This is a genomic window from Vibrio sp. KUL80 (assembly GCF_059725495.1).
On record NZ_AP045842.1, the window covers coordinates 599,476 to 612,930 of the forward strand.

Consider the following 13,455-nt stretch of genomic DNA (forward strand, 5'->3'; position numbering starts at 1 on the left):
GGTGTTTTTGTTTCTAGCGTTGCCCAAATCGTTAATTAAACCGCAACCCATTCAACCTCAATAATTGCCTTGCCGTCGTGCTTGATGCGGCCAAGGAATCGGTCCCCCGCAACAATCTCTCCCACCCCCTGTGGTGTACCAGTCATAACCACGTCTCCGTCCTCTAGGCTCGTGTATGAGTTAAGCTCTTGCAAGATGACTTGTGGCTTGTAGAGCATCTGAGACGTGCCGCCGAGCTGCATGCGCATACTGTTGATAAAAAGCTCCACCTCTAATTTACTCACATCTAAGCCTTCAAGAGGGATAAATCGACTGAACTTGGCAGAGTGGTCGAACGCTTTCGCACGCTCCCAAGGCAGTCCTTTGCCTTTGAGCTTAGATTGCAGAGCACGCTTGGTAAGATCTAAACCAAAGCCGACGGCGTGCAATTGCTTGTCTTTGATAATAAAGCAGATTTCTGCCTCGTAATGGAGAGATTCATCGAGAAAAGAGTGCAACTCGGTCGCTATGCTTGAGTTAGGCTTATTGAAGACCACCATGTTTTCCGGCACTTCATTACCCAGCTCATGGATGTGTTCGACATAATTACGTCCCACACATAGAATCTTGGATGGATAAAACTTTGTTTCTCCGACGACGACCGCTTTCATTTCTTTTCCCTGAATACCACCACTTAACCTGAACCGTTTATTTTAACGGAAGATAAGTGACAGACTTATGATTTAGAAGAAAAAAGTTCAAACTTGAGGCAAAGATCTGCTTTTGCTTACCCTGACCTGAAGCCATCCATCTGACGGGGATTTAAGGCGTCAATCGCACATCAATCGATCGAACACCTTGCATTTTCCAACAATTTCCATAACCATTTGTATATTCAAATTGTAAAGCTTGAGCGATTGATGCCTGCAGAACCACTCTATATCCAGATAAAACAGTATATTGAAGACAAGATCGACCAAGGTCATTGGGGGATTGGAGAACGCATTTCGACAGAAATGGAGCTCACTGAGCAGTTCGATGTCAGCCGTATGACGGTTAACAAAGCGATTCGCGATTTGGTGGGTGAAGGCAAACTTGAACGGCGCCCACGTCTTGGGACCTTTGTGACACGTCCAGTTGAGAAGGCTCAATCACCGCTGCTTGATACAAGAAACATCGCTAACGAAGTCGCGTCACGTGGCAAGCAGTATTCCAGTGAAGTACTCCGTCACGAGGCAACACAAGCAGATCAACACATTGCCACAAAACTCGGCGTGATGTTGGGGAGCTCAGTGTATTACAGTGAAATCCTTCACAAAGAAAACGAGCTACCCATACAGCTTGAATGCCGCTGGGTGAACGCTAAATACGCTCCACATTATCATCAGCAAGACTTCACAAAAACGACGCCAAATGAATACCTTACTGCTAACTGCCCTATGACGGCAGTTGAGCATACTGTTGAGGCGATTACCTGTAGCGATCAACTGAGCTCACTGCTGGAAATGAATCCTTCGGAGCCTTGCTTGCTTCTTCATCGACGCACTTGGAGTGAAGATAAATTGATTAGTTCAGCACTGCTTTATCATCCAGGCAGCCGCTACCAGCTAAGCTCTAAAGTCGAACTCTAAAATCACCAACAACCTCTATCATTAGAATCACTTCTCTAGCCTTTTTAAACAAAGCGTTAGCGATGATCCTTGGGCGTCACCCATCCCAATTAATTTCAAACTTGATCACATTTCATTCAACCTCACTTGATCAATTGTATATATTCATCTATTAATTTGTATATACAATAACTACTCTACGCACACTATGAATCTGATCCTTACCAACGCGCGCATTGTTACAATGGAGCCGGGTATTGATGGTTACCTCCCATCAATACCTTGCACGCTGGTTATCCGTGGCGGATACATTAACGCGATCCTCCAAAACGAAAACGAGCTTGAAGCCTTACACAGGGACATCACTGACGATGTTCCCGTATTCGATTGCAAAGACAAAATCATCACCCCAGGACTGATCGACCCTCACACCCACTTGATCTTTGCTGGTAGTCGAGCGCAGGAGTTTGAGAACCGCTTGAACGGCATGTCATATGAAGCAATTGCCAAAAGTGGAGGTGGTATTAACAGTACGGTTAAAGCCACCCGAGAAGCCTCTATCGAGCAGCTTGTTGAGCTCGCATTACCAAGACTCGATAGCCTAATCCGCAGTGGGTGTACCACAATCGAAGTTAAATCTGGTTATGGTCTGACGCTCGACGATGAAGTGAAGATGTTGCTAGCCGCCAAAGCACTTGAGAACCATCGCAGAATTAATATCACTACCACCCTACTCGCCGCACACACCGTGCCGCCCGAGTTTCATGGTCGTGCTGATGACTACATCGACTATGTCACTGGCACTATTATTCCCCACGTGGCAAAACACCAACTTGCTGACGCTGTTGATGTTTTTTGTGAATCGGTTGGCTTTACGCTCGAGCAAACCAAGCGAGTTTTCCTAGCAGCCAAGGAGCACGGGCTGGCCATCAAAGGACACACCGAGCAACTGAGTAACCTCGGTGGAAGCGCCCTAGCCGCTGAGTTCAAAGCGCTATCCGTCGATCATATTGAATATCTAGACGATGTTGGCGTAAGAGCACTGGCAAGCAATGGGACCGTCGCAACTTTGTTGCCGGGAGCGTTTTACTTCTTGCGAGAAACCCAGCAGCCACCAATACAAAACCTAAGATCCCAAAGCGTTCCAATGGCAATTGGTAGCGATTTGAATCCGGGTACTTCCCCTTTTGCCAACCTTCAATTAATGATGAATATGGCTTGTACTCTGTTCCGCTTAACACCAGAAGAGAGCCTTCGTGGAGTCACGTGCCACGCCGCAAAAGCCATCGGGCAAGACCAGCACATTGGGCAAATCAAGCTAGGCTCTCGCGCCGATTTGGCAGTATGGAACATCGACCATCCAAGTGAACTTAGCTACCAATTTGGCATGAGCGGACTTAGCAAACGAATCATTGCAGGGAGTGTTGAAGATGTCCTCTAAACACCACACCCCATTTGTCTGGACTGGTCGCGACGATCTCGAAGATGGCGATAAGCGCTATCGAGTTCATCATAAAATCCAAACCACTCAAGACGCTCAAAGACCACGCCTACAATTAATGGGCTTTTGTACTGATGAGGGAGTAAAACGCAACAAAGGACGAGTTGGTGCTCAGCAAGGTCCAGATGTTATTCGTGCTGCCTTGGCAAATTTGGCATGGCATCAAGACAAAGCGATTGTCGATATAGGCAATGTAAGCTGTTCTGATAGCCAATTGGAACGGCATCAAGCAGCAGCTTCTGAAAAAATCACTCAACACCTTTCCAATGGCCCTATTGTTGTACTGGGCGGTGGTCATGAAATTGCGTGGTCTTCTTTTAAAGGACTGTCCGATTATTTATCGGGGGCGAACAGCGAATCAGATGAAAAACCGAGTATTGGCATTATCAATTTCGACGCCCATTTTGATCTCAGAGAATACCAATCAAAAGATGGAGCGGTAAAAGACATCGAACCTAAGCCAAGTTCTGGTACGCCCTTCTCTCAAATCGCCGACTATTGCCAAGCCAAGGGGCACCCTTTTCATTATCTCTGCTTAGGAGTGAGTGAAACTGGCAATACAAGAGCCCTGTTCGACAAAGCCGATGACTTGCGAGTTCAATACATCAGAGACACCGAGCTCTTTGATACACCACTGCACGACAATATCGCCAAATTACAACGCTTTATCGCCAATGTCGATATCGTTTATCTAACGATTGATCTTGATGTCTTTAATGCCAGCATAGCACCTGGAGTCAGCGCACCCGCCGCATTTGGAATGACGCTCGAGCAGTTTATTCCGCTGCTCAACACTGTTCTTGCAAGTAACAAGCTCATGCTTGCTGACATCGCTGAATATAACCCGAATTACGACATTGATAACCAAACGGCCAAGCTCGCAGCAAGAGTGTGTTGGCAAATACTGGTAGCTATGTCTAACCAGAATGTTCAAACAAGTATGCACACACAACGGCAATAATCGCTAACTAATAACGTAAACACTCTCTGCCCACGCTCATAACAAAGGCGCTACCACTATAAAAGCGCCACGTAAGGCAGAGTTCAAAAGGAAATGACAATGACAAATAAACACCATTCACGCCTTGATACGTCTCGCTCAATCAAAGCGCCTCGCGGCACTGAGCTCAACGCGAAATCTTGGCTAACTGAAGCTCCCCTTCGCATGCTAATGAACAATTTGGATGATGAGGTAGCTGAACACCCTCAATCGCTTGTTGTCTATGGCGGCATAGGACGAGCAGCGCGCGACTGGCAGTGCTACGACAAGATCGTCGAAGTACTTAAGCGTCTTGAGGACGACCAAACACTGTTAGTTCAGTCAGGTAAACCTGTTGGTGTCTTCCCTACGCACAAAGACGCACCACGAGTGTTGATTGCTAACTCTAACCTTGTTCCTCATTGGGCAAACTGGGAACACTTCAATGAACTCGATAAGCAAGGGCTCATGATGTATGGTCAAATGACCGCAGGTTCATGGATCTACATCGGGTCACAAGGTATCGTTCAAGGCACTTACGAGACCTTCGTTGCTATCGCTAAAAAACACTTCAATGGTGACGCAACCAACAAATGGATTCTAACGGGTGGCTTAGGTGGCATGGGCGGTGCACAGCCTCTCGCAGCCACTATGGCAGGCTTCTCAATGATCGCCGTTGAGTGTGACGAATCACGAATCGACTATCGCCTAAATACTCGCTATGTCGATACTAAAGCGCATTCACTCGACGAAGCTCTCTCAATCATTAAAAACAGTGACAAGCCAATTTCAGTCGGTTTACTGGGAAATGCAGCGGACGTCTATGCCGAACTGGTTGAGAGAAACATTACGCCAGACGTGGTAACCGATCAAACCTCAGCACACGACCCTCTCAATGGCTATCTACCGCAAGGCTGGAGCATGGAATTTGCCAAACAGCAGCGCGAGAGTGATCCTGAAGGCGTTGTAAAAGCGGCAAAAGCCGCGATGGCCGTGCAAGTTCAAGCCATATTAGATATGCAAGATAGAGGTGCGGTGGCCACCGATTATGGCAACAACATTCGTCAAATGGCGCTTGAAGAAGGCGTACAAAATGCCTTCGATTTCCCTGGTTTCGTGCCTGCTTACATTCGAGATTTGTTCTGCGAGGGCGTAGGACCGTTCCGTTGGGCGGCTCTATCGGGCGATCCAGAAGACATCTACAAAACCGACCAAAAAGTAAAAGAGCTCATTCCAGACAACCCACATCTACACAACTGGCTGGATATGGCGCGCGAACGCATTCAATTCCAAGGCCTACCCGCGCGCATTTGCTGGGTCGGTCTTAAAGACCGCGAACGCCTTGGCCAAGCCTTCAATAAGATGGTGAAAAGTGGTGAGCTTAAAGCACCAATTGTGATTGGTCGTGACCATCTAGATTCAGGTTCGGTCGCCAGCCCAAACCGTGAGACGGAAGGCATGATGGATGGCTCAGATGCTGTTTCTGATTGGCCACTGCTGAATGCTCTGCTCAACACCTCAGGAGGCGCAACCTGGGTGTCTCTACATCACGGTGGCGGTGTTGGCATGGGCTTCTCTCAGCACAGTGGTATGGTGATTTGCTGTGATGGCAGTGACGACGCTGCACGCCGCATCGCACGAGTACTGCACAATGACCCAGCAACAGGCGTCATGCGCCATGCGGACGCTGGCTACGATATCGCCAAACAATGCGCGAATGAGCAAGGACTTGACCTTCCTATGTTGGATACACAAGACAAGAGCCATGGGTAAGGAGTCCATCATGTTGAAGTTAGTTCTAAAACCCGGTCAGTTGACCCTTGCTCAGCTTCGCCAATTAAGCCGCTCTCCAGTCAGCTTATCTCTCGACCCTGCGGCAGTCGAAGATATTGAAGCCAGCACGCGAATCGTCGAGCAGGTTATCGCCGAAGATCGCACTGTATATGGCATCAACACCGGGTTTGGCTTACTCGCCAACACCCGCATCGAGCCAAACGATCTTGAGATCCTACAAAAAAGCATCGTTCTCTCTCATGCAGCAGGCATTGGTGAGCTAATGAGTGATGAGACTGTCAGATTGATGATGGTTTTAAAAATCAATAGCTTGGCTCGTGGCTTTTCAGGTATCCGTCTTAAAGTCATCAATGCCTTAATTGAACTAGTCAACTCTCAGGTCTACCCTTGCGTGCCACAAAAAGGCTCCGTTGGCGCCTCTGGCGACCTTGCTCCATTGGCTCATATGAGCACCATCTTACTCGGTGAGGGAGAAGCTCGTCATAACGGTAAGATCATCAGCGGATTAGAAGCCCTGCAGATCGCAGGTTTGGAACCTATTACCCTAGCGCCAAAAGAAGGACTCGCACTTCTTAACGGGACACAGGCGTCGACGGCGTTTGCATTGGAAGGTCTGTTCTTAGCTGAAGATCTGTTTGCCTCTGCCACGCTTTGTGGCGCAATGTCAGTAGAAGCTGCGCTTGGTAGCCGACGACCGTTCGATCCTCGTATTCATCGCGTTCGCGGTCATCGCGCTCAAATGGACGCCGCGCAGGCTTATCGCCACCTACTTGAAAACAGCAGTGAAATTGGCGACTCGCACCAAGGTTGTGAAAAGGTACAAGATCCTTACTCATTGCGTTGTCAGCCGCAAGTGATGGGAGCTTGCTTACAGCAAATACGCAATGCCGCAGAATCACTGCAAGTCGAAGCGAACTCAGTGTCAGACAACCCGCTCGTGTTTGCTGATGACGGCGATATTATCTCTGGAGGGAACTTCCACGCTGAACCAGTGGCAATGGCGGCAGATGGTCTAGCACTAGCAATTGCCGAGATTGGTAGCTTGTCGGAAAGGCGAATGGCACTCTTGATCGACAGTGCGCTCAGCAAGCTGCCACCGTTTTTGGTGGATAATGGCGGTGTAAACTCCGGCTTCATGATTGCTCAGGTTACCTCAGCAGCCTTAGCCAGTGAAAATAAGACTCTCGCCCACCCCGCGTCAGTAGATAGCTTGCCAACGTCAGCAAACCAAGAAGACCATGTGTCCATGGCAACTTTTGCGGCAAGAAGACTTAAAGACATGTCGGAGAACACTAGAGGGATCTTGGCGGTCGAATATCTCGCCGCGGCTCAAGGTTTGGACTTCCGTGCCCCTCTAAAGTCCTCACCGAGAATCGAGCTAGGTAAGCAAATCTTGCGAGAATCAGTCCCCTTCTACGATAAAGATCGGTACTTTGCTCCGGATATTGCCAAGGCAAACGACATCATAAAACTTGCGCTTCACAATGGGTTAATGCCAGAGCACATTCTTCCAAGCTTATAAGACCCAGAAAGCCATCCTATAGATAAAGGGGTCAGCGATTAGCTGATCCCTTTGCTATTCTACTTTTTTCCGTTTGAGAACCAAATGTTATCTAAGCGGTACTGCCACTAGCATCGAAGCTTTATTTGAGTTTTCTCACTCAATGATAATAACAACATTAACAATAGCTTTAGTATAAAAAGACAGGATATTCCTCTATTTTTTTGTCACTTAAATGCCAGAAAATCTATTTTATAGAGTCCCATTCCATATCTGATTTAATCCATTCGCCAGACTTATTTTTCCACTCTAAATTACTCGCAGCACTTGTAAGAAAAAAGTGACAAGAAGAAAAAAACTGTTAATTGCACACTCTGTGCTGAAGAAACTGATTAAGAGAAGGTATTGGTATGAGACACACTAAAGTCTTGATTTCAATGGCAGCTATTGGGTTAGTCGCCAGCCCACTTGTTCACAGTCACGGCTATGTTTCAGCGGTTGAAAACGGCGTCGCCGAAGCTCGTGCAACGCTGTGTAAGTATCCGGCAGACACCGGAGAGCAGAACGTAAACTGTGGCTCTGTTCAATGGGAGCCACAAAGTGTTGAAGGACCTGAAGGCTTTCCAGAAGCTGGGCCACCAGATGGTCAAATTGCCAGCGCAGGTTTGTCACAGTTCTCACCGCTCAACGAACAAACAGCCGATCGTTGGGTCAAGCGTCCAATTCAGTCTGGTATGCAAAATTTTGAATGGACGTTTACTGCAAACCACGTAACCCGAGATTGGAAGTACTACATCACGAAACCAAACTGGAACCCGAATCAGGCACTGACTCGTGATTCATTTGACCTGAATCCATTCTGTGTTGTCGATGGTAACATGCAAAAACCACCAAAACTGACAACGCACCAGTGTAACGTACCAGCTCGCGATGGTTACCAAGTGATCTTAGCGGTTTGGGACGTAGGTGATACCGCAGCCGCTTTCTATAACGTGATTGACGTGCAGTTTAGTGGCGACAATCCTGGCATTCCAGGTTGGACACAAGCAGGCACGATTAACCCAACAATGGACCTCAAACCAGGTGATTCAGTCTATACCCGAGTGTTTGACGCCAACGGAGAGCTACCAAATCTTTCGACCAGCGTTACCATTGAATCGGAACAACAAGGTCAAGCCAACCAGTGGTCTCATGCACTGGCAACACAGATCAATAGTGAACATAGCAACATCAAAGCGGGTCAGCCAGACAACAACGGTAACATCGCTCCAGTCTACGGCAGCAACACTGTCTATGTGGCAGAGAATAGTGCTCTAGAGCGTGTGGAAATTGGCTACGACATCGTGACGCCTCCACCAAGTGCAGGTGCAGAAGTTACCGGTCTTGATACTGAACACACGATTGGCAATACACCTGTCACGCTAGCGCTTAACGTTGCTGCAACCGGGAAAGTAGCGGTCACTTTGAACGTCTATAATCACGCACAAGAGTCACTGGCAAACAGTGAGCTAAACCTTGAGGATGGTGACAGTCAGAATGTTGATTTAGTTTTGTCTAAGTCAGAGCCGGGGCATCATATGCTCGTTACTCGAGTCCGCGATGAGAATGGCAACCTAGTTGATCAAACAACTCAAGACTTTATGTTGGTTGATGAGTCTGTGCCTGGAGACTACGACTTCGTATTCCCGGATGGTCTATCTCAATACACAGAAGGCACTAAAGTATTAGCGACAGATGGACACATCTATCAATGTAAACCTTTCCCTTACTCTGGATACTGTGTGCAATGGTCACCAACCGCGACTCAATTTGAACCAGGTACAGGCAGTCATTGGACATCAGCATGGAATAAGCTGAACTAACGTTCAAACCCCAAGAGCAGGCAACTCCCCTATGCCTGCTCCTTTTTTGCTCCAAATCACACTACAAAATCATTACCCGTCAATAACATACTAAACATAACCATAACCTTCTGATATATTTCTAACTCTACTCAATAAAATTTGTTTGGTGATAGAAATGGAACTTCGTCATCTTGTCATTACGGGCTCTCTGTTAGGAGCCACCACGTTTCCTGCGGTTTCCGGTGAGTTTCACATCGCTGGCGGTGCATTTTTTTCCCAGGCTGACACTTCTATTGGCGTGACGAACCCTAATACCGGCAATGAGTTTGACTTAGATTTTGAATCAGATCTCAGCCTCAAGGAACGTTCGACACTGCCATACTTGCTTGTCGGCTACGACTTCAACGAACGTCACGGCATTTTTTTAGATTGGCGCAGCCTTCACCGTAAAGCGAGCAATCAAGCGGTAACAAAACCATTTGAGTTGCCAGGAGACGGCAACAAGGAGGTCCAGGCGGGTGCACGCATCGATTCTACACTCAATATCGATATCTTGCGCTTCGGCTACAATTATAAGTTCTATGATGGTGAAGATTGGGATTGGAAAGCTTCGATAGGCTTGCACGTGATGAACTTTAAGGTCGGCTTTGGTGGAGAGCTAGGCATTCGTATGGATGACCAAACAGAGTTAATTCCAGTGAAAGATGAAGAGTTCACTGATTTAACTGCCCCGCTTCCTAACATTGGCCTTATCACCGACTATCGCATTAACGATAACTGGCACCTACTTGGCCACGCGCAAGTTTTTGCTCTGAGTATCGAAAACATCTCCGGATTACTGCTCGATCTAGGAGCTGGCGTCGAATACAAGTTTACTGACGACTTTGGTCTAGCAGCAACATACAGCTACTACGAGATTAATGTGGATTACGGTCGTGATTTTGCGGACTTGGATGCAAAATTTAAGTTCTATGGACCAATGGCTACGCTAACTTACGTGTTCTAACTACCAGCTACTAAAAAGCCCACCTAAGTGGGCTTTTCGGTTATTTACGAGATTAGGCCTCAGCCAAGTCTTCAACCATTGCAAGCGCAAGCGCCTCAGCAACTTTGATACCATCAATACCCGCTGACAAAATACCGCCCGCATAACCCGCACCTTCACCCGCAGGGAAGAAGCCTTTCAGGTTCACACTCTGGTAGTCTTTACCACGTTTAATACAAACTGGAGAAGATGTACGTGTCTCTACGCCCGTCAATAGGCCGTCTGCACCCGCAAAGCCTTTGATCTTCTTATCAAAAGCAGGAATTGCCTCACGGATCGCTTCAATAGCAAAATCAGGTAGTGCTTTAGAAAGATCGGTCAGCTTGATACCCGGTGTGAATGACGGCTCAACATCACCCAGTGCACTTGGATCGTTACCTTTTAGGAAATCACCAATTTTTTGAGCTGGCGCGTCATAGTTCTCACCGCCTAGTACATAAGCATTACTCTCTAGCTCACGTTGGAAACGGATGCCCGCAAGTGGATCTCCTGGGTAGTCATGCTCAGGTGAAATGCCAACAACGATAGCGCTGTTCGCGTTACGCTCGGCACGCGAATATTGACTCATGCCGTTGGTTACAACTCGACCTTCCTCAGAGGTTGCGGCTACGACAGTACCACCTGGACACATACAGAAGCTGTAAACCGTGCGACCGTTCTTACAGTGGTGAACCAGTTTGTAGTCAGCAGCACCTAGAATTGGATTACCGGCATTTGGGCCAAAGCGCGCTTCATCGATAACAGATTGCTTGTGCTCAACACGGAAACCTACCGAGAAAGGTTTTGCTTCCATGTAAACACCGCGCTCATGGAGCATCTCAAAGGTATCGCGAGCACTGTGACCAACCGCGAGAACGACATAGCGCGTTTTGATTTCTTCGCCGTTAGACAACGTTAGACCTGTAATTTGGTCGTTATCCATATGAATATCGTCAACGCGAGTGCTAAAGCGGATTTCACCACCAAGCTCTAGGATTTTGGCACGCATCTTCTCAATCATGGTAACCAGCTTGAAGGTACCAATGTGAGGCTTAGACACATACATAATCTCCTCTGGAGCCCCAGCAGCAACAAACTCTTCAATTACCTTGCGGCCGTAGTGCTTCGGATCTTTGACTTGGCTATACAGCTTACCGTCTGAGAATGTACCAGCACCACCTTCACCAAATTGAACGTTAGATTCAGGGTTTAGCGTGCGCTTGCGCCAGAAACCAAAAGTATCTTTGGTGCGTTCGCGAACTTCTTTACCACGCTCCACAATAATTGGCTTAAAGCCCATCTGCGCAAGAACCAAACCCGCGAACAAACCACAAGGGCCAAAACCGATAACTACTGGGCGCTCAGTTTGGTTAGCTGGCGCTTTTGCCACAAATTTGTACTCCATATCTGGAGTCACTTTTACATGTGGGTCGTCAGTAAACTTCTCGAGTAGTTCCGCTTCGTTCTCTACAACCACGTCTAACGTGTAGATAAGCAAGATGCGTGTCTTTTTACGGGCATCGTAACCGCGCTTAAACATGTTGAAAGAGATCAATTGGTCTTCAGAGATGCCAAGCTTTTTCAAAATAGCTTGGGAAATTTCACCTTCCTCGTGATCAAGAGGCAGTTTGATTTCGGTTAAACGTATCATGGAATGGTCTCGCGTCGTTGGTGTCTTAGCTCGTAAACACTGGGCTTACTCGCTCACAATGGCGCGCATTTTACGTTAACTTGAATTGTCTGTCATACTTAATTGAATTTTGCAGGTGAGAGACTGCCCAAGTCATCGCAAGATGTTGAATTTTGCGTCGGGATCAGTATTATCGCCCCTCCACAAATTAGGCTAATAAGAGTTAACCACCATGGCATTTGTCGTTACCGATAACTGTATTCAATGTAAATATACCGACTGTGTAGCGGTATGCCCTGCTGACGCCTTCCACGAAGGCCCAAACTTTATGGTGATTAACCCGATTGAATGTATCGACTGTGGGCTTTGTGTTCCTGAGTGTGATGCGCAAGCTATCTTCCAAGAAGATGAACTGCCAGAGGACCAAGTGGTTTACATCGAACTCAACGCAGAATTGTCTGAACTATGGCCAGTGCAGACCGAAGTAAAACCGGCAATGGAAGACGCTGAAAAGTGGAATGGCGTACCAAACAAACTTGGGATGCTAGAGAAGTAGTTTCAGAAAGTGTCGTCACCCCTGCGCAGGCAGGGGTCTACTCAAAACGCGCGTCAGTCTTTAACTATGCTGACGTCGATAGTTATCCATAATAATCCCCGTCGCCATCGCTACATTAAGCGACTCAGCACCACCGAACGACGGAATGGTGATCTTGTCAGTGACATATTGCTCCGCTTCTGGGCGAACACCGTGTGACTCACTGCCCATCAGCAATATACCTTGTTCCGAAAAATCGGTTGAGTGAACACTTTCACCTTCAAGAAACGCACCGTACACCGGAATACTCGCCTCGTTGAGATAACGAGGTAGATCCAGCAAAGTAACCTGAACGCGACCAAAGCTGCCCATGGTCGCTCGAATGGTTTTAGGGTTATACGGATCCGCGCAATCGCTGCTGGCTACAATGTGTTTGATGCCATACCAGTCGGCAATACGAATTATCGTTCCCAAGTTCCCCGGATCAGAAACACCATCAAGCGCGATCATCATACCTTCCGCGGAAGGCGCTTTGACTTTAGGGATCTCTACAATCGCCACGGCTGCGTTGTTACTGACTAGAGAGCTCGCTTTAGTAAGCTCTTCTAAAGATGCCTCGATACAATCATATTGACTAAGCTCGCTGGCGTGTTTTTGCAGAAAATCATCGGTAGCAAAGACCTGCTTTACAACCAAGGAAGTGTCGACAAGCTCAAGAACGTTCTTCTCGCCCTCAACCAAAAATAGGCCGTGCGCTTTGCGCTGTTTCTTTTGCCCAAGGGCTCTTAGCAGTTTTAGTTGGTTTTTTGAAATCATTGTCTTACCTCAGATGAAAGCGGGCGCATTATATACTTAATTACTTACTTGATGCGAGTCTCCTCCGACTCTTGGCGCATGATCCTCTTCTCGCTAAAGCCAACAGCTTAATGAAGGAACAAGTAAACTTTCCATTTTAAGGCTATGAAACTATTTTTTAGCTAAAGCAATTAAAAAGTTCACTTAGCCCTATCGAGCAAACGGTTGCTATGGTCAGATATAAATTAATTATATTTATTTCA

At 47.3% G+C, this 13,455-nt stretch carries 11 protein-coding genes; 8 read left to right on the top strand and 3 right to left on the bottom strand.

The annotated features are described in order from the left end of the window. Positions 1 to 35 precede the first annotated feature (35 nt). Positions 36 to 650: a fumarylacetoacetate hydrolase family protein gene (locus tag AC6I8U_RS19345; protein ID WP_498019349.1), complete on the bottom strand. Its 615-nt coding sequence runs from the start codon at positions 648 to 650 to the stop codon at positions 36 to 38. Between the two features lie 249 nt (positions 651 to 899). Here AC6I8U_RS19345 and hutC point away from each other — a divergent pair, with 249 nt between their 5' ends. From hutC to AC6I8U_RS19380, 7 genes are all read left to right on the top strand, one after another. After that, positions 900 to 1,610, top strand: a complete 711-nt coding sequence (gene hutC, locus AC6I8U_RS19350; RefSeq protein ID WP_446566891.1) for a histidine utilization transcriptional repressor HutC — start codon at positions 900 to 902, stop codon at positions 1,608 to 1,610. Positions 1,611 to 1,797: 187 nt separating this feature from the next. After that, the gene (hutI, locus tag AC6I8U_RS19355) at positions 1,798 to 3,030 is read left to right on the top strand and encodes an imidazolonepropionase (RefSeq protein WP_498019350.1); all 1,233 of its coding nucleotides are present in this window, start codon (positions 1,798 to 1,800) and stop codon (positions 3,028 to 3,030) included. Next, positions 3,014 to 4,051 carry a formimidoylglutamase gene (gene hutG, locus AC6I8U_RS19360; protein ID WP_498019351.1) on the top strand — a complete coding sequence of 346 codons (1,038 nt, stop codon included), beginning with the start codon at positions 3,014 to 3,016 and terminating at the stop codon, positions 4,049 to 4,051. Before hutI ends, hutG begins: the two co-directional genes overlap by 17 nt. Positions 4,052 to 4,150: 99 nt before the next feature. Further along, positions 4,151 to 5,842, top strand: coding sequence for a urocanate hydratase (gene hutU / locus AC6I8U_RS19365; protein WP_498019352.1), 1,692 nt, complete (start codon positions 4,151 to 4,153; stop codon positions 5,840 to 5,842). A gap of 10 nt (positions 5,843 to 5,852) precedes the next feature. Next, on the top strand, positions 5,853 to 7,385 hold the full coding sequence (gene hutH, locus AC6I8U_RS19370; RefSeq protein WP_498019353.1) for a histidine ammonia-lyase: 1,533 nt from the start codon (positions 5,853 to 5,855) through the stop codon (positions 7,383 to 7,385). 389 nt (positions 7,386 to 7,774) lie between these two features. Continuing rightward, on the top strand, positions 7,775 to 9,226 hold the full coding sequence (gene gbpA, locus AC6I8U_RS19375) for an N-acetylglucosamine-binding protein GbpA (protein WP_498019354.1): 1,452 nt from the start codon (positions 7,775 to 7,777) through the stop codon (positions 9,224 to 9,226). A 157-nt stretch (positions 9,227 to 9,383) separates the two neighbouring features. Further along, positions 9,384 to 10,214, top strand: a complete 831-nt coding sequence (locus AC6I8U_RS19380) for a putative outer membrane beta-barrel protein (protein WP_498019355.1) — start codon at positions 9,384 to 9,386, stop codon at positions 10,212 to 10,214. A gap of 52 nt (positions 10,215 to 10,266) precedes the next feature. On the opposite strand, the gene AC6I8U_RS19385 is transcribed toward AC6I8U_RS19380, so the two are convergent. Continuing rightward, the gene (locus AC6I8U_RS19385; RefSeq protein WP_498019356.1) at positions 10,267 to 11,883 is read right to left on the bottom strand and encodes an NAD(P)/FAD-dependent oxidoreductase; all 1,617 of its coding nucleotides are present in this window, start codon (positions 11,881 to 11,883) and stop codon (positions 10,267 to 10,269) included. 211 nt (positions 11,884 to 12,094) lie between these two features. Here AC6I8U_RS19385 and fdxA point away from each other — a divergent pair, with 211 nt between their 5' ends. Then, a complete protein-coding gene (fdxA, locus tag AC6I8U_RS19390) occupies positions 12,095 to 12,418 on the top strand; it encodes a ferredoxin FdxA (RefSeq protein WP_042469860.1) in 324 nt (107 codons plus the stop codon). Positions 12,419 to 12,478: 60 nt separating this feature from the next. Here the strand turns inward: fdxA and AC6I8U_RS19395 are convergent, their stop codons facing one another. Then, a complete protein-coding gene (locus tag AC6I8U_RS19395; RefSeq protein ID WP_498019357.1) occupies positions 12,479 to 13,213 on the bottom strand; it encodes an RNA methyltransferase in 735 nt (244 codons plus the stop codon). Between the last annotated feature and the right edge of the window lie 242 nt (positions 13,214 to 13,455).